Source organism: Sphingobium sp. V4, assembly GCF_029590555.1.
Lineage (GTDB): Bacteria > Pseudomonadota > Alphaproteobacteria > Sphingomonadales > Sphingomonadaceae > Sphingobium.
In genome coordinates, this window is record NZ_CP081001.1 from 827,196 (window position 1) to 846,282 (window position 19,087).

18 protein-coding genes and 2 tRNA genes are annotated in these 19,087 nt (G+C 64.2%); 9 read left to right on the forward strand and 11 right to left on the reverse strand.

Annotated features, from left to right (window positions below):
* Nucleotides 1-66: 66 nt before the first annotated feature.
* From lon to K3M67_RS04330, 4 genes are all read left to right on the forward strand, one after another.
* A complete protein-coding gene (lon, locus tag K3M67_RS04315) occupies nt 67-2,463 on the forward strand; it encodes an endopeptidase La (protein WP_285832367.1) in 2,397 nt (798 codons plus the stop codon).
* A 179-nt stretch (nt 2,464-2,642) separates the two neighbouring features.
* The gene (gene hbs, locus K3M67_RS04320; protein WP_024019962.1) at nt 2,643-2,915 is read left to right on the forward strand and encodes a non-specific DNA-binding protein Hbs; all 273 of its coding nucleotides are present in this window, start codon (nt 2,643-2,645) and stop codon (nt 2,913-2,915) included.
* 212 nt (nt 2,916-3,127) lie between these two features.
* Nucleotides 3,128-3,688: a septal ring lytic transglycosylase RlpA family protein gene (locus tag K3M67_RS04325; protein ID WP_285832368.1), complete on the forward strand. Its 561-nt coding sequence runs from the start codon at nt 3,128-3,130 to the stop codon at nt 3,686-3,688.
* A gap of 89 nt (nt 3,689-3,777) precedes the next feature.
* Nucleotides 3,778-3,854, forward strand: a tRNA-His gene (locus K3M67_RS04330).
* Nucleotides 3,855-3,986: 132 nt separating this feature from the next.
* Here K3M67_RS04330 and K3M67_RS04335 read toward each other — a convergent pair.
* A complete protein-coding gene (locus K3M67_RS04335) occupies nt 3,987-6,263 on the reverse strand; it encodes a TonB-dependent receptor (RefSeq protein WP_066855886.1) in 2,277 nt (758 codons plus the stop codon).
* Between the two features lie 234 nt (nt 6,264-6,497).
* Between K3M67_RS04335 and hisI the strand changes: the two genes are divergently transcribed.
* Nucleotides 6,498-6,869 carry a phosphoribosyl-AMP cyclohydrolase gene (gene hisI, locus K3M67_RS04340; protein ID WP_066855883.1) on the forward strand — a complete coding sequence of 124 codons (372 nt, stop codon included), beginning with the start codon at nt 6,498-6,500 and terminating at the stop codon, nt 6,867-6,869.
* Entirely contained in the window at nt 6,856-7,386 is a 531-nt protein-coding gene (locus tag K3M67_RS04345; RefSeq protein WP_285832369.1) for a hypothetical protein, read from the forward strand. The genes hisI and K3M67_RS04345 overlap by 14 nt, the downstream gene beginning before the upstream one ends.
* On the opposite strand, the gene K3M67_RS04350 is transcribed toward K3M67_RS04345, so the two are convergent.
* From K3M67_RS04350 to K3M67_RS04360, 3 genes are all read right to left on the reverse strand, one after another.
* Nucleotides 7,383-8,009, reverse strand: coding sequence for a YitT family protein (locus K3M67_RS04350; RefSeq protein ID WP_066855877.1), 627 nt, complete (start codon nt 8,007-8,009; stop codon nt 7,383-7,385). The two genes, K3M67_RS04345 and K3M67_RS04350, sit on opposite strands and share 4 nt — an antisense overlap.
* A gap of 93 nt (nt 8,010-8,102) precedes the next feature.
* Nucleotides 8,103-9,242, reverse strand: coding sequence for an aspartyl/asparaginyl beta-hydroxylase domain-containing protein (locus K3M67_RS04355; protein WP_066855874.1), 1,140 nt, complete (start codon nt 9,240-9,242; stop codon nt 8,103-8,105).
* Nucleotides 9,243-9,282: 40 nt separating this feature from the next.
* Nucleotides 9,283-10,479: an MFS transporter gene (locus tag K3M67_RS04360; RefSeq protein ID WP_084438941.1), complete on the reverse strand. Its 1,197-nt coding sequence runs from the start codon at nt 10,477-10,479 to the stop codon at nt 9,283-9,285.
* Between the two features lie 166 nt (nt 10,480-10,645).
* On the opposite strand from K3M67_RS04360, the gene K3M67_RS04365 reads away from it, so the two are divergent.
* Both K3M67_RS04365 and K3M67_RS04370 read left to right on the forward strand, forming a co-directional pair.
* Complete coding sequence (locus K3M67_RS04365) at nt 10,646-11,536, forward strand: EamA family transporter (protein WP_285832370.1); 891 nt, start codon at nt 10,646-10,648, stop codon at nt 11,534-11,536.
* Between the two features lie 75 nt (nt 11,537-11,611).
* Nucleotides 11,612-11,905, forward strand: a complete 294-nt coding sequence (locus K3M67_RS04370; RefSeq protein ID WP_157102422.1) for a hypothetical protein — start codon at nt 11,612-11,614, stop codon at nt 11,903-11,905.
* A 207-nt stretch (nt 11,906-12,112) separates the two neighbouring features.
* Here the strand turns inward: K3M67_RS04370 and K3M67_RS04375 are convergent.
* From K3M67_RS04375 to K3M67_RS04405, 7 genes are all read right to left on the reverse strand, one after another.
* A tRNA-Arg gene (locus K3M67_RS04375) sits at nt 12,113-12,189 on the reverse strand.
* Nucleotides 12,190-12,263: 74 nt separating this feature from the next.
* The gene (locus K3M67_RS04380) at nt 12,264-12,650 is read right to left on the reverse strand and encodes a hypothetical protein (protein ID WP_066855865.1); all 387 of its coding nucleotides are present in this window, start codon (nt 12,648-12,650) and stop codon (nt 12,264-12,266) included.
* Nucleotides 12,651-12,750: 100 nt separating this feature from the next.
* Nucleotides 12,751-13,398: an endonuclease III gene (nth, locus tag K3M67_RS04385; RefSeq protein ID WP_285832371.1), complete on the reverse strand. Its 648-nt coding sequence runs from the start codon at nt 13,396-13,398 to the stop codon at nt 12,751-12,753.
* Nucleotides 13,399-13,403: 5 nt separating this feature from the next.
* The gene (gene dapB / locus K3M67_RS04390; protein WP_066856263.1) at nt 13,404-14,168 is read right to left on the reverse strand and encodes a 4-hydroxy-tetrahydrodipicolinate reductase; all 765 of its coding nucleotides are present in this window, start codon (nt 14,166-14,168) and stop codon (nt 13,404-13,406) included.
* A 78-nt stretch (nt 14,169-14,246) separates the two neighbouring features.
* Nucleotides 14,247-14,774, reverse strand: a complete 528-nt coding sequence (gene moaB, locus K3M67_RS04395) for a molybdenum cofactor biosynthesis protein B (RefSeq protein WP_285832372.1) — start codon at nt 14,772-14,774, stop codon at nt 14,247-14,249.
* Nucleotides 14,774-16,561, reverse strand: coding sequence for a lytic transglycosylase domain-containing protein (locus K3M67_RS04400; protein ID WP_066855856.1), 1,788 nt, complete (start codon nt 16,559-16,561; stop codon nt 14,774-14,776). The genes moaB and K3M67_RS04400 overlap by 1 nt, the downstream gene beginning before the upstream one ends.
* Complete coding sequence (locus tag K3M67_RS04405) at nt 16,558-17,289, reverse strand: uracil-DNA glycosylase family protein (RefSeq protein ID WP_285832373.1); 732 nt, start codon at nt 17,287-17,289, stop codon at nt 16,558-16,560. The genes K3M67_RS04400 and K3M67_RS04405 overlap by 4 nt, the downstream gene beginning before the upstream one ends.
* A 130-nt stretch (nt 17,290-17,419) precedes the next feature.
* Here K3M67_RS04405 and K3M67_RS04410 point away from each other — a divergent pair, with 130 nt between their 5' ends.
* On the forward strand, nt 17,420-19,072 hold the full coding sequence (locus K3M67_RS04410; RefSeq protein WP_285832374.1) for an electron transfer flavoprotein-ubiquinone oxidoreductase: 1,653 nt from the start codon (nt 17,420-17,422) through the stop codon (nt 19,070-19,072).
* Nucleotides 19,073-19,087: the final 15 nt, after the last annotated feature.

Sequence of the window (19,087 nt, forward strand, 5' to 3'; positions counted from 1 at the left end):
CGCGACGGGCATCCCCATAAAGGCGATGAACGCATGGATGGGCTACAGGCTGGCCCCGGAGAGTGAATGACTACGCAATATCCCCTTCTGCCGCTGCGCGACATCGTCGTCTTCCCGCAGATGATCGTCCCGCTCTTCGTGGGCCGCGACAAGAGCGTTGCGGCGCTCGAAGCAGCGATGGAAGGCAATAAGGAAATCTTCCTCGTCTCGCAGCTCGACCCTGCCGAGGATGATCCGGGCCGCGACTCGCTCTATGACACGGGCGTCGTCGCCGTCGTGCTCCAGCTGCTCAAGCTGCCCGACGGCACCGTCCGCGTGCTGGTGGAAGGCAAGCACCGCGGCCAGCTGCAACAGATGGATGCGCGCGAGACCTATCTCGTCGCCGATGTCGCGACGGTCGAGGAGATCGTAGCCGAAGGGCCGGAGGCGGCTGCGCTGATGCGCTCGGTCGCCGAGCAGTTCGAGAATTACGCGAAGCTCAACAAGAAGCTGCCGGCCGAGACGCCGGTCCAGCTGCGCGAGATTGAGGATGCCGGGCGCCTGGCAGATGCCGTCGCTGCCAACATCAACGTGAAGGTCTCCGACAAGCAGTCGCTGCTGGTCGAGGCCGATCCGGTCAAGCGGCTGGAGATGGTCTTCGCCTTCATGGAGGGCGAACTGGGCGTACTCCAGGTCGAGAAGAAGATTCGCGGCCGCGTGAAGCGGCAGATGGAGAAGACCCAGCGCGAATATTATCTGAACGAGCAGCTGAAGGCGATCCAGCGCGAACTGGGCAATGGCGAGGGTGAGGAAGGCGATGAGCTTGCTGAACTGACCGAAAAGATCGCCAAGACCAAGCTGAGCAAGGAAGCACGGGCGAAAGCGACTGCGGAGCTGAAGAAGCTCAAGGGTATGCAGCCCATGTCGGCTGAAGCAACGGTCGTGCGCAACTATCTCGATGTGCTGCTCGGTTTGCCCTGGGGCAAGAAGGGCAAGGTCAAGACCGATCTCAAGAAGGCGCAGGCGATCCTCGACGAGGATCATTTCGCGCTGGAGAAGGTCAAGGATCGGATCATCGAATATCTGGCCGTACAGGCGCGCACCAACAAGCTGAAGGGGCCGATCCTGTGCCTCGTCGGCCCTCCGGGCGTCGGCAAGACGTCATTGGGCCGCTCGATCGCCAAGGCGACCGGACGCGAGTTCGTGCGGCAGTCGCTGGGTGGCGTGCGGGACGAGGCCGAGATCCGCGGCCACCGCCGGACCTATATCGGCTCGCTGCCGGGCAAGATCGTGTCGAACCTGAAAAAGGCGGGGACGATGAACCCGCTCTTCCTGCTCGACGAGATCGACAAGCTGGGCCAGGATTTCCGGGGCGACCCCGCATCCGCGCTGCTCGAAGTGCTGGACCCCGAACAGAATAGCAAGTTCCAGGATCATTATCTGGAAATCGATGTCGATCTCTCGGACATCATGTTCGTAACGACGGCCAACTCCCTGAATTTGCCGCAGCCCTTGCTGGACCGCATGGAGATCATCCGGCTCGAAGGCTATACCGAGGACGAGAAGGTCGAGATCGCCGAGCGGCATCTTCTGCCCAAGCAGATCGACGCCCACGGCCTCAAGGACGGTGAAGTGACCGTGACCGAACCGGCGATCCGCGACCTAATCCGCTATTATACGCGGGAGGCTGGCGTTCGCACGCTGGAGCGCGAGATGGCGCGTCTCGCCCGCAAGGCGCTGCGCAAGATTCTGGAAGGCGAATATGACAAGGTCGTCATCACGCCCGAAAACCTGGCCGACTATGCCGGCGTGCGGAAGTTCCGCCATGGCGTAGGCGAGGAGGAGCACCAGATTGGCGCGGTGACGGGCCTTGCCTGGACCGAGGTCGGCGGCGAACTGCTGACTATCGAGGCGGTCACGGTGCCCGGCAAGGGCGCGATCAAGACCACCGGCAAGCTCGGCGAAGTGATGACCGAATCGGTGCAGGCCGCTTTCTCCTATGTGCGGGCGCGATCGCCCGGCTATGGCATCAAGCCCAGCCTCTTCAACCGCAAGGACATCCATATCCATCTGCCCGAAGGCGCGGTGCCCAAGGACGGTCCTTCGGCCGGCATCGGCATGGTGACGACGATCGTGTCGACCCTGACCGGCATCCCCGTCCACAAGGATGTGGCGATGACCGGCGAGGTGACCCTGCGCGGTCGCGTGCTGCCGATCGGCGGTCTCAAGGAAAAGCTGCTGGCGGCCCTGCGCGGCGGCATCAAGACAGTGCTGATCCCGCAAGAAAACGAGAAAGACCTAGCGGAAATTCCGGCCAACATCCGCGAGGGTCTGGAGATCGTTCCGGTGTCCCATGTGGATGAGGTGCTGGCCCGCGCGCTCGTCTCGAAACCGGAGGCGATCGCCTGGACCGAGGAGGATGACCTCGCCGCGCAGCCTTCGGCGCCTGCCGGCCGTGATAGCGATCCCACGCTTCGGCACTGATCTGGTATAAATGGCGGAACTCCTTGGCTTTGGGCTGATATGCGCGACACAGTGCAAAATTGGTTCAGAGCAGGGAGGTTCGTCGCTTTCCCTTTGACAGGCGCTTGAATCCGCGCCTTATTGCCGCGCCTACGCCGCGATTCCTAAACTAACCAACAGCACAAGGGGGTTCCCAAGGCATGAACAAGCAGGATCTGATCAGCGCGGTTGCTGAAAGCAGCGGCCTCAGCAAGAATGACGCGACCAAGGCGGTCGAGGGCGTGTTCGACGCCATTACCGGCGCTCTGAAGAAGGGCGACGAAGTGCGCCTGGTCGGTTTCGGTACTTTCTCGGTTTCGCAGCGCAAGGCTTCCACCGGTCGCAATCCGCGTACCGGCGAAACGATGACCATCAAGGCTTCGGCCCAGCCGAAGTTCAAGGCTGGCAAGGGTCTGAAGGACTCGGTCAACTAAGGGTTTCGCGTCTGCCTCGCGCAGACGCTCGCTCTGACCAAATTACCGGCGTCGCGGTCGGAAGTTTTCAGGAGAGTGACGCGGCCTTGAGGGGATCACCCGACGGGCGCGGAGTGCCGAAAGGAAGGGGTGAAGGCGTCAGCGCGCCTTCGCCCCTTTTTTCATGGCGCGCAGCCTCGACGCGCGGGCTAGGGGGCGATAGGGAAAGCGATATGCGCTTCTTGACCAGAATGGCATGGGCAGTCCCGGCTCTGGCGCTTGCGGCCTGTGCCGGGGGCGATTTCCGCCCCGTCAGCGACAGCCCCGTGCGGATCGGGCCGCCCTATACGGTGCGGGGCGTCACCTATGTGCCGACCGCCGATCCTGGCTATGACATGCTCGGCTACGCCAGCTGGTATGGTTCGGAATCGGGCAATCGCACCGCCAATGGCGAAAGGTTCCGGGCCAGGTGGATCACCGCCGCGCATGTCAGCCTGCCTTTGCCGAGCTATGTCGAGGTGACGTCGCTGGAAACCGGGCGGACCATCCTGGTCCGGATCAATGATCGCGGCCCTTTTGCCGGGCGCGGACGGATCATCGACCTGTCGCGCGGGGCGGCGGAGCAACTGGGGATACGCGCGCTGGGCCATGCGGCGGTGCGGGTGCGGGTGGTCGATCCGGCGGAAAAGGATCGCGCCCGCTTGCGCAAGGGCAAGCCGGCGCGGGAGCGCCCCGGCCTTCCGGCGGGTGCGCTTGCCAATCTGCGCGCGCAGCTTCGGGATGCGGGGCGCTGACAGAAATTGCACGTCGGTGATTTTGTTCGCTTGACGGGTGGGGATGGGCCGCATATGTGGCCCTTCTCGCGGGGCCGATGGCCCCCATGGCGATCGTAGCTCAGTTGGTTAGAGCGCTGGTTTGTGGTACCAGAGGTCGCGGGTTCGGATCCCGTCGATCGCCCCATTTTCTCCCTTGTATCGAGAAGATGACGCGCATGTGAGCGAAGGCTTGCAGGCGCGTTTCCCGTTCGTCGCGCCAACGAAAAAGGGCGCCCCTTGCGGGACGCCCTCCGTCATTGCGCCATGGCGCAAGCGATCAGAAGCCGGCTTTGATCATGCCGCCGATGACACGCGGCTCGTTGATCATGCCGGTCAGATTGTTGAAATCGATCGCGCTGACCGCCCGGATCTGGTTGGTGATGTTGCGGGCGAAGGCCGCGACCTCATAGCCATGGTCAGACTTGTAGCCGATCTTGAGGCCGCCCTCGATCAGGGAGCGTCCCCGGAACTCGGCCGCCGAATAGAGGAAATAGTTCACGCTGCTGCGATAGGCCCAGTCAGTATAGGCGAACACTTCGCCCGTGCCCACGGGGATGCCGTAGCGCAGCGTTGCATTGGCGATATAGCGCGGCGCCTGGGGCAGGTCGTTGCCGTCCAGATAGCTGTAGGTCGTGCCGCCGTCGACGAAGGTGCGGCCCGTCGGCGTGCACATGCCCGACCCGCAGATCGCCACGAAAGCGGCATCGTCGCGAATTTCGGTGAAGTTGTAGCTGCCGCCCACGGTCAACGTCAGATTGGGGATCGGCTGAGCCTCGACATTCGCCTCGACGCCGTAGCCCACCGCCTTGTTGACGTTGATGAGGCGCGCCGAATTCCCGGCGCCGCCCACGGCCGTCAGTTGCAGGTCGTCCGTGTTCCAGTAATAGGCCGACAGGTCGAAGCGCAGGCTGTTGCCGATCGCGCCCTTGACGCCGCCCTCATAGGAGAGGGTCGTCTGCTTCCTGGCGACCGACGGCACGCTGAAGAAGGTAACGCGATCCTGGATCGCCGGACCCTGATAGCCGGTCGCGACGCGGGCATAAAGGTTGACGTCCGGACTGACCGCATAGGTGGCGCTGACGTCCCAGGACAGGTTCTTGCCGCGCGCGGTATTGCTGAGCGGCAGGTCGACGGCGATCAGTTGGCTGGCGATGCTGCTTGCGGCCAGCGCCGGGTCGAGCGTGATCGTGTCGCGCTTGTTGTCGCGAGAATAGCGCAGACCGCCGCGGAGCGTCAGCGCGGGCGTCACACGCGCCTCGCCGGACGCGAACAGGCCGATATTCTCGTTGGTGTTGTTGTGCAGGATATTGCTGACCCGCGCGCCTGCCAGATCATAGGCATATTCGCTGTACTTCAGGCGCTGATGGAAGAAATACGTGCCCGCCTGCAAACGGATGCCGTTCATGTCATCGGTTGCGAAGCGGAATTCCTGGCTGAATTCCTCCGGCCGGGTAATGCCGCCGGTGTTGGAATCGAAGGTTCCGACGCCAAGGTTGCCGAAAGTGCAGCCGGTATAGGGATAGCAGCCGCCGCCATCGATATCCCCGGTGCTCTCGACCCGCGCCTTTTCAAAGCCTGTCGTGGAGAAGAAGGTGCCGACGCCGTCCAGATGGACCTGCATACGCAGATTGCCGCCGCCCTGCTTCATCGACTGGCTGGTATAGCCGTCCAGGTTCACATGATCCTTGTCGAAGCCGTCGACGAAATGATTGCTGCCCGGCTGGAAGATATTGGCGCGGAACACCCGGGGGCTGCCGTCGAGGTCACGATAATGGCCGCTCAGCACCGCCTTGAAGTCGCCCGATTCATAAGCGATCTGGAGGCGTCCGGCGATGTCGCGATAACCTTCCAGTTCCGCGTTGGCATTGCCGCCCTGATTGTCGTTCTTCACCCAGTCGTCGCGGCGCTGGAGCAGGCCGGACAGTCGGAAGCTGAGACCATCGGCGATCGGGCCGCTGATCGCGCCCTCCGCATTGACGGTATTGTAAGTTGCCCAGGACGCGCTCGCATAGCCGGTATAATGGTCGGTCGGCGCGGCCGAGGTCAGTTTGACCACGCCCGCCGGGGTATTGCGGCCGAACAGCGTGCCCTGTGGTCCGCGCAGCACTTCGACGCTGGCCAGGTCGAACACCGGAAAGCTTTTCAGCATCGGATTTTCCAGCGCGACATCGTCATAGACGACCGATACCGGCTGGGCCGCGTTCGGATCGAAATCGGTGTTGCCCAGACCGCGGATGTAGAAGCGCGGGAAGGTGCGGCCGAACGAGCTTTCGATCTGAAGGCTGGGCGTGCGCGCCGACAGGAAGCGGATGTCGAGGCCGCTGCTGTTGAGCGCGTCCAGCTTTTCGCCGCCGATCGCGGTGACGGCGACGGGCACGTCCTTGGCATTTTCCTCGCGGCGCGAAGCGGTTACGACGATTTCGCCGAGCCCCTGTTCGGCGGCCGCCGCAGGATCGGTCTGGGCATGAGCGGCGCCGATGGGCGCCAGGGCAGCGGCAAGCGAAATCGCAAGCGCGCCGCGCGATATGGTGGTGAAGATCGGCAATGATGACATGGTGAGGCCCCTTTTAACCCTGGCCTTGCATCCCGCTCCCTGCGGAGTCCCGTGTTCGGGTTGTGCGCGCGACGCTATGCGCGCTTGCTGCGGGGGGCAAGGAAGCACGACGCTAATCTGTCGCAAATATGCAACGATCCTGACAGAAAGTGACATGTCGGCACCCGGTCCCCGGCCGGGAGGCCCGCCGTAAAAAGGCTTCGCAGCGCGCGTTCCGCCCTCTATATCCCCGCCATGGACGATGCGCGCGACAGGGGACTGACCCTCAATCCGAAATATGACCGCGACGGGCTGATCACGGCCGTCGTGACCGATGACGCCAGCGGCGACGTGTTGATGGTCGCGCATATGAATGCAAAGGCCCTGGCGCTGACGGTCGAGACGGGCCTCGCTCATTTCTGGTCGCGCAGCCGGCAGGCGTTGTGGAAGAAGGGCGAGACGTCCGGGCATATGCTCCAGGTGCGCGACCTTCGCATAGATTGCGATCAGGATGCGGTGTGGGTGAAGGCGGTGCCGGCCGGACCGACCTGCCACACCGGCGCGCGGTCCTGCTTCTTTCGCCGGGTCGGGCCGGAGGGTCTCAGCAGCGTCGATGCGGCGGACTAGCCTGGCGCTCCTCATCCTGTTGGCGGCCTGCCAGCGACCTCCGGAGCGCGGTGATGCCGGCCCGGATGGCGGGCGCGCGTCCGTCTCCGGCCTGGAGCGGGCGGCGATCGAGGCCGGCGCCATCGCCGACGCCAGCAGGATTTCGCCGGTGGGCCTGTTCCAGCGCGCCCATGAGGCCGGACGCGACTCGCTCTGCGTCATTCCCGGTCAGGACGGGCAGTTCCGCTTCGGGCTGGAAGCGGTGTTCGGCGAGGAGCCCAGTTGTCGTGGCCATGGCACCGCGCGCCGGACCGGTGACAAGCTGATCTTGAGCTTCAGGGGCGGGGACCGCTGCATCATCGTCGCCCAATATGATGGCGATCAGGTTGCCTTGCCCGGTGTGGTCGACATGGCCTGCGCGGACCTGTGCGAAGGGCGCGGCTCGCTGGAAGGCGTCAGCTTCCCGCGCGTCGCCAATGACGCCGCCAGCGCCCTGCGAGCGCGCGATCGCGGCAACACGCCGCTCTGCGATAGCTAATAGCCGATATAGCGGCCCGGGCGATGATTCACGACCAGTACGGCATTCATCGCGGCGGCTGACAGGATCGAAAGGCCGAACCGGTCGGGGCTGAGCAGCGGGAGCGATAGCAGCAGGATGACCATGTCGCAGAGCATCTGCGTGCGCCCGGCATTCCAGCCGCGAGACTTTTGCAGGATCAACGCGACCACGCCGACGCCGCCAACGCCTGCGCCATGGCGGGCGATGGCAAGAATGCCGAACCCGATGATCGATCCGCCGAACAGGGCGGCGAAGAGCGGGCTGACGCTGGCGATCTGCATCGCCCAAGGCATGGCCAGCCCCAGTGCCATGATCGCGATGTTGGTGGCCAGCGTCTTGACGCCGAAGGCTGGTCCCATGGTCCTGCCCGCTACCAGGAAGAAGGGGATGTTGATGAGGATGAACAGCGCGGCGGGCGACCAGGCAATGATATAGGACAGGAGCAGCGCGATGCCGGCGATCCCGCCCGTCACCAGGCTTGCTTCCTTCAACAGCATGATGCCCATGGCGATGAAGGCGCAGCCGATCGCGATGGCATAGCCATCCTCGGCCAGGCTGTGGGGACGGGCAGAGGGTGTCTGTGAAGGCACGACAGGAGGCATTGGCGGAGTCCGTGAAGCGGGAACGCCCCGGCCATCCTCTTGTTATTTTGTTACGTGCGCTAATAACAACATTACGAGCTTCTGGAAAGAGGCTCAGCCCCCGGTATCGACCTGCGCCGGCCCGAAGGCGTCGATCGCCTGGAACAACCGGGTCAGCGCCTCGCGCTCCTCCGCGTCGATCTCCGGCCGCCACACTTCGAACAGCAGTACGACGCGCGTTTCGCCGCTGCGGTTCCAGGCTTCATGCTCGATGCTGTCGTCGAACAGCAGCATCTTGCCCTTGCGCCACGCCCTTGTTTCGGCGCCGACCCGCAGTGCGCAATCGTCCGGCGCCAGCAACGGCAGGTGGCAGATGAGGCGGGTATTGAGCAGCCCATGATGCGGCTGGATATGGGTGCCGGGCCTGAGCAACGACCAGAGCGCCATGGGAGAACGGCCGCCGATCACCGGTATCGGCGCATGGGCTAGCGCCGCCATCACCGATGGGCAGCGTCGGGCATTTTCCTCTACCGGCGCGCCGCCCTGCCAGAAATAGAGCGCCCCCCAGCTAGGATCGTCGCGCAGCGGATTATTGGGCGCGGGACGGCCGGCGGATGTCTGGACATAGGGGGCGAACTCGGCGTCCTGCGCGCGCACCGCCTCCAGTTCCCGGACGATGGCGTCGGTCATCGCTTCCATCGGGGCGACCCAGCCGAACTCTTCCCGCTCGTAGAAGGCGCGCTGGGGCAGGCCGGGGAAATAGAACATGCTCGGTTGCTGGAGGTAGAGGTCGCGCTTGCCCAGCAGTAGATCGGTGGCGTGGGCGATCCGCGGCAGGGGCGGCAGGTCGCGGATCGCTGTGGTCAGGTGATCCTCGAACCGCCGGCTCGACTGGGCCAGGCTGGCCTGAGCCTGTCGCAGCAGGGGCTGAATCGGGGGCGGCGCGCCAGTCGCGGCGGCCTGCGCCAGGGCGGCGCGGAACCAGCTGATCGATCCCCGTTCGTCGCCACGGCGCAGCATGTTCTGGCCCATCGCGAGCAGCGCGGGGAGGTTGCGCATGTCGCCGTCGAGGATGCGCCGCAACGCGTCCGCTTCGCCGTCCAGATCGCCGCTGCGGTTGCACGCCTGTGCCAGCAGCATCGCCGGCGGGTCCGCCATCTCGCGCAAAGTCGCCAGCGCCACCGGCGCATCGCCGCGGCGCAGGGCAGCCACTGCCGCGTCGGCCAGCATCGTCTCTCTTGCCTGATCGTTCATGCCCCTGCCTTATCCGGCGCCGCGGCGGCGCGAAAGCGGCTTATTCGGCGGCAGCGGGTATCATGGCGCCGTTCCGCCGCTCCAGCGCAATGGCGAGGAGGAAGACGGCCAGCCCGCCCAGCGCCAGCGCGCTGCCGATCCAGCCGGTCGACACCAGCCCGTAGCCGGCAGCGATCGACAGGCCGCCCAACCATGGTCCGATCGCATTGGCGACATTGAAGGCGCTGTGATGGAGCGCGGCGGCGAGCGTCTGCGCGTCCCCGGCGACATCCATCAGTCGGGCCTGCAAGGGCGTGCCCAGGCCGCCGCCGATGCCGATCAGGAAGACGATCAGGCTGAGCGTCCAGATATTGCCGGCCATCAGCGGAAACAGGGCCAGCGACGCCGCGCTCCACAACAGCACGCCGATGACGGTGCGGCTCTGCGCGCGATCGGCCAGCCAGGCTGCGGCCAGATTGCCCAGCGTCATGCCGATGCCGAAGATGATGAGGATCAGCGGCACGTAGCTTTCGGGAACACGCGTCACTTCGATCATGGTCGAGGCGACATAGGTGTAGACGGCGAACATGCCGCCGAAGCCGATCGCGCCGGTCAGCAAGGTCAGCCAGACCTGCGACTTGCCCAGCGCGGTCAATTCGCGCATCGGGCTGGCCTTGGGATCGCCCGCATCGCGCGGCGCATAGAGTCCGACCAAAGTCACCGTCGCTACCGCCAGAGCGGCGACCACGAAAAAGCCCGATCGCCAGCCCAGCACCTGCCCCATCCAGTTAGCCACCGGCACGCCCAGCACGGTGGCGACGGTCAGGCCGGACATGACCTTGGCCATCGCCAGCGTCCTCTTTTCGATCGGCACCAGGCTGGCGGCAACCAGCGCCGCGACGCCAAAATAGGCGCCATGCGGAACGCCGGACAGAAAACGGAACAACAGCATCCAGGAATAGCTGGGCGACAGTGCCGAAAGCGCATTGGCGACGGCGAACATCGCCATCAGGCCGATCAGCAGTGTCCGGCGCGGCAACCGCGCGGCGAAGGCGGCAATCACCGGCGCGCCCGCAACCACTCCCAGCGCATAGGCGCTGATCGCATGACCGGCGGTCGGCACGTCGATGCCCAGGTCACGCGCGAAGAAAGGCAGCAGGCTCATCGCCGCGAATTCGGTCGTGCCGATCGCGAAGGCGCCGACCGAGAGGGCGAACAGGACAAGCGCGGGATGCGCGTTCCGGGGCTGGACACCCATGGCAAGCTCCATGCTGCAATGCAAAATATGCGGAAGTTCCGCAGATGGGCCGCATGACAACGTTGGTCAACCCTGCATTCGTATGAGATTCCTGCAAGTGCGTTCGCGCGCTATGCAACCGGAAGGGTTTCGCACTCGCGGGCGGATCGGCTATAGCGCTCCGATTATGACAGGGGACGATGGCAACCGGGCGCGCGCCGCCGCGCTGGCGGGAACCGGAGCGGTGCTGCTCTCGCTCTTTTCGATGAGTCTGGGCGCTGCTTTTGCCAAGACATTGTTCCCGCTGGTCGGCGCCCATGGTGCCGCGGGGCTGCGCATCGGACTTGCCGCGATTCTGCTCTTGCTCTTTCGCCGTCCCTGGGGTCGGCCCATTCCCCGCGAAGCGCGCTGGCCGCTGATCGCTTATGGCGCCACTCTGGGTCTGATGAACCTTCTGATCTATCAGGCTTTCGCGCGCATTCCACTGGGTATCGCCATCGCGATCGAAGTGACCGGCCCGCTGGCGATCGTCCTGTTCGGATCGCGCCGGCCTCGCGATTTTCTCTGGCTTGGCGCGGCAGTGACCGGGCTTCTGCTGTTGCTGCCCTTGCGAACAGATGCGCCGCTCGATCCGCTGGGTGTCGGCTTCGCCTGCGGCGCGGCGGTCTGCTGGGCTCTGTATATCCTGACCGGCAAGCGCGTCTCTGGGGCGCTGGGCGGCGACGCGGTCGCCTGGGGGATGCTGGTTGCCGCGATCCTCGTCATGCCGGTCGGCCTGGTCCATGCAGGCGCGGGGTTGCTTTCCCCCTGGGTGCTGATGGTCGCCCTCGCCGTCGCCCTGCTGTCGAGCGCCTTGCCCTATTCGCTGGAGATGGAGGCGATGCGCCGTTTGTCTGCGCCGGTATTCGGCCTGCTGTTGAGTTCGGCGCCGGCCGTGGGCGCGCTTGCGGGCTTCATCGTCCTGGGCGAGCGGCTGACGCCCTTGCAGTGGGCCGCTATCGTCTGCGTAATGGCTGCTTCGGCGGGCAGCGCTCTGACCGCCGGGCACAAGCCGGTGATCGAGGATGCGCCGCAATAGAGGTGCGGGCGGTTCGAGGCGGCTGGGCGACCGATCATGCTTGTATCGATAAGGATCTGATAGCCAAATCCGGCCATGAAGCCACCTGCTCCGATGCCGGTGCGTCCGGTCTGTCAGTTTGCGGCGGGTAAGATATCCATTGCTTCTCAGGGCATGAATGTCAGTCATATCGGCGCGATTTGGCGCATCTTCGATGTCGATGATTTGATGGCGACCCTCGAGGCCGCAACGACAAGGGCCACCTCAAAGACCGGCAAGCGGCGCGGCCAGCGCAGCGATGTAGGGTTCGTTATCGACGACAAGGGACGGCGCATCATCGACATTGACGATGGCAATTGCGGAAGTTCGGAACAAGCTACAGGAACGTAAGTCTGGCCGTGGTCATACCCCACATCTGCGGACATGGTTCGCGCAAAAGTGGAGGCGGGAACCATCGAGCTTGACGCGCATCATCAACCCTATTTCCAAGGCGAGACATTGGTGGCTTTCAACCGTAGAAATTGAGCGCAGGCTACACATAGCCGCACATGCCGGCCATTTTCTGGCTCACACGGGAGTAGCTAAGTAATTGGAAAATGGCGCACCCAAGAGGATTCGAACCTCTGGCCTTTGCCTTCGGAGGGCAACGCTCTATCCAGCTGAGCTATGGGTGCGTGACGCGGGTCAGAAGGGGCGGTTAGCAAAGTCCATCGGACTGCGCCAGCACCAAAATCATCTGACGATGATCTTATTTCGCAGCCTTTTCCATCGGCTGGAATTTGCCCAGCCCGCAACTGGCTCCGGGCTGCAAACCAGGGCCGGCGTTCCACAGGACCGTGATGATATCGACCGAACAGAGCTGGGACAGGCTGGTTCGGTAGGAAAAGCGCTTTTCGAAGCCCAGACTGGGGCAGCTGCTCGGCAGCGTGTTGCGATAGATTTTGCGGCTGTTCATGACGAAGTCGATCGTCCGGTCGTCGCGCACATTGGTGGACCGGATCGAGCGGATCGGGATGCAGTTGGTGGCTTCGCCCTTGGCTACATAGGGATCGGGCGCGTCCTTGGCGACGGCCGGCGCGACACTGAGGGTCAAGGCAACGCCCAAGGCCAGGCGGGCCGGGGTGCGGACAGACATGATTTCTCTCCTCATGATATGCCGACTCGACGACATGGAGCGCCAAATTCCGTATCGTCCCTAACATGGTGCGGCTGAACCGGGCGATAACGGAGGGGCTTCAGGCCGTCTTGGGAGCGGGAGTCTTGGTCTTGTAGCGGCACAGGTCCGCAACGATACAGCGCCAGCATTCGGGGCGGCGCGCCTTGCACACATAGCGGCCGTGCAGGATGAGCCAGTGATGGGCGTCGCGGCGGAACGGTCCCGGTACGCGCTTGTCCAGCTTCTGCTCGACGGTCAGCACCGTCTTGCCCGGCGCCAGACCGGTTCGGTTGCCGACGCGGAAGATATGGGTATCGACCGCGAACGCCTCCTGTCCGAAGGCGGTGTTGACCACGACATTGGCGGTCTTGCGCCCGACGCCGGGCAGGGTGGTCAGCGTGTCGCGATCCTGTGGTACCTCGCCGGCGAAATCCCGCACCAGTATCTCGGACAAGGCGATGACATTTTTCGCCTTTGCGTTGAACAGGCCGATCGTCTTGATGTGCTGCTTGAGGCCTTCTTCGCCCAGATCGACCATCTGCTGCGGCGTTTCGACTTCCCGGAACAGCGCGCGCGTCGCCTTGTTGACGCCGACATCGGTGGCTTGCGCGGACAGCACGACCGCGACGAGCAACTGATAGTCGTTGCCATATTCGAGCTCGGTGCGCGGGGCGGGGTTGGCCTCCGCCAGGCGGCTGAAAAAATCGAATATCTGGGCCTTGTTCATGCGCGTCAGAGGCCCAGCACGCCCTTCATATCGTATCTGCCCGCGTCCTGAGCCGCCAGCCATTGTGCACCCTTGATCGCGCCACGGGCAAAAATAGTCCGGTTTTCCGCGCGATGGCCGAGTTCGATCCGTTCGCCTTCGGTCGCGAAGATCAACTGATGGTCGCCTGCGACGGATCCGCCGCGCAGCGCCGCAAAGCCGATCGCGCCCTTCGCGCGCGCGCCGGTGATGCCGTCGCGACCTCGCTCGCTCTTTTCGGAAAGGTTGATACCACGGCCGCGTGCTGCGGCTTCGCCCAGCAGCAGGGCCGTGCCTGACGGCGCGTCCACCTTGTGCCGGTGGTGCATTTCGACAATCTCGATGTCCCAGTCGTCGCCAAGGCCGGCTGCCGCCTTCTCCACGAGCGCCGCCAGCAAATTGACACCCAGCGATGTATTGCCGGTCTGGAGCACCGGAATGATCCTGGCCGCCTCGTCAATCAGCGCATGGTGAACCGGCTCCAGCCCCGTCGTGCCGACCAGGATAGGCTTCCGCGCCGCGATGCAGGCGTCGAGATGGGCGGAGAGCGCGCCCGGAACAGAGAAGTCGATGAGCACGTCGCTTGCTTGGGCGAGCGCCAGGGGATCGGCGGAGATGGCGACACCCGGCGCGATTTCGCCGCTTCCGTCACGACCCGTGCCGCCCGCTATACCCATGCCGGCGTCTGCCGCGACGCTTGCGATGGCTCGGCCCATGCGGCCGGCGGCTCCGAATATCCCGATGTTGGTCATGATGCTGGCTATCCCAATATGATGGCGGGCGCGATGCCAGAGCAGCACGGCTTTGTCATCCCCGCAGGGGCGCAACCGTCAGCGTTCGGTGAGGCGCGGCATCAATTCGACGAAATTGCAGGGCCGGAAACGGCTGTCGAGCTGGGAAACGAGAATGCCGTCCCAAGCGTCCTTTACCGCGCCGGTCGAACCGGGCAGGGCGAAGATATAAGTGCCGCGCGCGACGCAGGCGGTGGCGCGGGACTGGATCGTCGACGTGCCGATGTTCTGATAGCTGAGCCAGCGGAACAGCTCGCCGAAACCGGGGATCTCCTTGTCCTGCACCTGGGCCAGCGCTTCGGGAGTCACGTCGCGGCCGGTCACGCCGGTGCCGCCGGTGGTCAGAATGACGTCGATCTGCGGATCGTCGATCCAGGCGTGCAGCTGGGCGACGATGGCGGGCTTGTCGTCTCTTTCGATATGGCGCGCGGCGAGAATATGACCCGCGCCTTCGAGCCGCTCGACCAGTGCATCACCGGAACGATCCTCGGCCAGGCCGCGCGTATCGGAAACGGTGAGGAGCGCGATCCGGACGGGAAGAAAGGTCCGGCTTTCATCGATGGGCATCAGTCGGAGCCGCCACCCATGGAGGCGCGGCCGTCGGCCTTGCTCAGGCGCACCAGCTTCACGCCCTTTGCATTGGGAAAGGTCGGCCACAAGCCCTGTGCCATGCCGGTCAGGCAGTCCGCGCTGCCCTTTGCCTGGATCTGGTACATCCAGTAATTGCGCATGACGATGTTCACATAAGCGCGGGTTTCATAATAGGGCAGCGACTCCATGAAGAGCAGCGGGTCGCCCTTGTCCTTGACCTGGCTATTCCAGCGTTCGACAGGCAGTGGCCCGGCATTATAGGCCGCCATTACCTTGGGCAGCAGGCCGCCAGTGGCGCTCATGTCGCGCAAGGCCTCCAGATAGCGCTGGCCAAATTCCATGTTGGTCGACGGTACGAACAATTGCGCCGCCGACGCCAGGCCCATGTCGCTGCCGGTACCGGGGCGAACCTGCATCAGGCCGCGAGCACCCGCACTGCTGACGACATCGGTGCGGAAGCCCGATTCCTGAAGCGTATGGGCAAAGATCAGTGAAGGATCGACGCGCCAGCCGCCATCGGGCCGCCAGTCGGGCGCGGGGAAGCGGGCGAAACGGCCCGGCTGGGTTCCGGCCGGCCCGTTATGGGCGAGATAGAGTTGGGTCGCGGGCAGGTTGAGCGCGCTGGCGAGCCGCAGCAATGCGTCATATTGCTCGCTTCCACCGATCTTCGCCTGATAACGCAGAAGTTCGTCGGCCTTGCCATTTTCACCGATCGCCGAGAGGGCGATGGCGGCGCGAGCATTGGGACTGTCCTTCAGCTTCTGCCATTCCAGCGCGCCGAAGCGGCTCGCCACGGGCGCGCCACCCAGCGGCAGCCCCAATGATTCCTTGGCGAGCAGGCCGTAGAAAGTCTCATCGGAACGCGCGGCAAGCTTCAGGTAATTCGAGACTTTGTCCGCTTCGCCGCAAACCATATAGGCCCGCGACGCCCAATAGGCGCCCGCCGAGCGCATGTCGGCATCCGTGGCCAACGCGGCGACATTGGCAAAGGCCGGCGCAGCCGCGCGGCAATCATTCTGGCGCCAGGATGCAAGTCCCGTCGTCCAATGCGCCTGGACCGTCCAGTCGCCTCCGGCTCGGGCGTCCAGCGCCCGGGCCGCCATTCGGCGGGCATTGGCGTCGTCATTTTCGATATAATAGGCCCAGGCGACGCGCTGGCGCACTTCGGTCAGGCCTTCGGGCGTCAGGCCCGCTTCGCCGGCGGCAAGCAGTCCTTCGGCACCGATCGGATCGTCATTCTTGACATAGGTCTGTATCTGCCCGGCCAGCGTCTGGGCGAGCACATCCGTCCTGGTGGCCGCGACATATTGGCGACGCGGGGCCGAGCCTAGCCAGACCATCTTCTGGATCTGCGGCAGGCTGGGCAGCATCGTCGCGCCACGTTTCTGCGCGAGGCGGGACAACTGGTCGGCCTTGGGCAGCCAGGGCGCCCTGTTGACTAGGTCCAGCAGGTCGAACAGTTCGACCCTGGGCGAATTGCGGGCCAGATAGAGTTCGGCGAGCGCGACGGAACGCATGGCATCCTGCGTGTCGAGCGTCTGGATCATCGCCCTGGCATCGGCCCATTTTTCCGCGCGCAGTGCAGCGAAGACGGCATTGTAGCGCGCCTTGTCGCCGTCGCTCAGGTCGAGCGGAGAGGCGTCTGACTTGAGGCTGGGCAGGGCCGGCAATGTTTCGGCGGTCTCGGCGGCGGCCTGGGTGACGGCAGCGGTTCCCATGGCCAGCATGGCCAGCATGGACAAGCGGGTCGCGGCACGAATCACGGACGGTCTTCCTCGATCAGGCTTTGCAGGGCGCGCCAGCATTCAGCCTTCGCCGCGGGCTGGTTGAGCAGCAGGCGCGGATGGAATGTGGCGACGGCGGGAAGGATGCCGCCATCATGATTAAAATTACGTAAACTATTCGTCGATGCCTGACCGTCTGTAGGCAATAATGCGCGTATCGTCCTGTCCCCCAGGAGCAGAAGCCGGCGAGGGCGGGCAAGATGGACATGGGTACGCATCCGCGCTGCGGCATTGGCCAGATCGGCCGCTTCCACCATGCCGCCGGGAGGGCGAGCAAAAAACAGAGAGGCGATATAGGTCCGCGAACGGTCCAGGCCGATCGCGCCGAGCATGGCGTCGAACAGTGCGCCGGCCCGGTCCACCAGCAAGGTGCCCGCATCAAGATCAGCGGGATCGGGCATGTCGGTAATGACCATCAACGGCGTGTCGGCGGCGCCGGCGGGATAGATGGGTCGCGACGGCCAGCGACGTTCGGGATGCCCCGATTCGGATTCCAGCCACAGATGAAAGGCTTGGAGGTCGCGGGCCTTGGCCTGCGGCGCGATGTCGGTCATCGGGGAAGGCTGGAACGTCGAAACGGCCGGAGGGGCAGGGCGCAGCCAATGATGCGGCACCTCCGCTACGGCGCTCTCCACGCCGGCCAACTGCCACCACGCCATATAGGCGTCGGCGGCCAGTGCCGCATTGTCCTGCACTAATCCCCGCATCGCAAACAACTAGGGCCAGAGGTTGACGATCGGGTCAAGCTGCTTCATCGCCTTCGATGGCAAAGTGTTGGAGTAATGCGGCGGTTGGAAACACAGGGTGCAGCCTGCTGATCGCCAGGAGGAGGGATGAATGAGCGAACGGGAATCGATGCCTTATGACATCGTTATTGTGGGTGGGGGACCGGCTGGGCTGTCGGCGGCGATCCGGCTGAAGCAGCTGGCCAACGAAGCCGGTCAGGAACTCGCGGTGTGTGTGTTGGAGAAGGGGTCGGAGATAGGCGCCCACATCCTGTCCGGCGCGGTGATCGATCCCAAGGCGCTGGATGAATTGCTGCCCGACTGGCGCGACATGGGCTGCTCGCTGGCAGACGTGCCCGTTACCGACAACCAGCATTGGTGGCTGACCAAGGGCGGCAAGATGTCCATGCCGCACATCGTGACGCCAGGCTGGATGCACAACAAGGGCACCTACACCGGGTCGCTGGGCAATCTGTGCCGCTGGCTGGCAGAGCAGGCCGAAGGGCTGGGCGTCGAAATCTTCCCCGGCTTTGCCGCTGCGGAAATCCTCTATAATGAGGACGGCAGCGTGAAGGGCGTGGCCACAGGCGACATGGGTATTGGTCGCGATGGCGAGCGAAAGCCGGATTATCAGCCGGGTCTCGAACTCCATGCCAAATACACGTTTTTCGCCGAAGGCGCGCGCGGCCACCTGACCAAGATATTGAAGCGCCAGTTCGCGCTCGACGCGGATTGCGAGCCGCAGGTCTATGGCATCGGCATGAAGGAATTGTGGGACGTCGATCCTGCCAAGCACCAGCCAGGTCTGGTGATCCACAGTCAGGGCTGGCCGCTGACCGACGCCTATGGCGGCGGCTTTCTCTATCACCAGGCCAACGGGCAGGTTGCGCTCGGCTTCGTCGTCGGGCTGGGCTATCGCAACCCGCATCTTTATCCGTTCGAGGAATTTCAGCGCTGGAAGCAGCATCCGGAAATCCGCCGGTTCCTGGAAGGGGGGCGTCGCGTCTCCTACGGCGCGCGCGTCATCAACGAGGGCGGCTGGCAGTCCATCCCCAAGCTCGTATTCCCCGGTGGCGCCCTGATCGGTTGTTCGGCGGGCTTCGTGAACGTGCCGCGCATCAAGGGCACGCACACGGCGATGAAGTCGGGCATGTTGGCCGCCGAGGCGGCGTTCGAGGCGATTTTGGACGAACGCTCGCGCGACGTGCTGCATGATTATGAAGATCGGGTGCGTTCCAGTTGGATCGCGACCGAACTGCAACTGGTGAAGAATGCCGAGCCGCTGCTGGCGAAGTTCGGCAACACGATCGGCACCCTTCTGGCCGGCATCGACATGTGGATGCGGACGCTCAAGATCGGACTGCCCTTCACGATGAAGCACAAGCCCGATAACGAGAAGATCTGGCGCCAGGAACAGTGCGAGAAGATCGTCTATCCCAAGCCCGATGGCATAATCAGCTTCGATCGGTTGTCGTCGGTGTTCCTGTCGAACACCAATCATGAGGAGGACCAGCCGGTCCATCTTCAGTTGAAGGACCCATCGATTCCGATCGGCTACAATCTTCCCCTTTATGACGAGCCGGCACAGCGTTACTGTCCTGCGGGCGTCTACGAAGTGGTGGGTCAGGATGAGGGCGAGCCCCGCTTCCAGATCAACGCGCAGAATTGCGTCCACTGCAAGACGTGCGACATCAAGGATCCGACCCAGAATATCAACTGGGTCGTTCCGGAAGGCGGCGGAGGACCAAATTATCCCAATATGTAAGCGCCTGATCCCGAT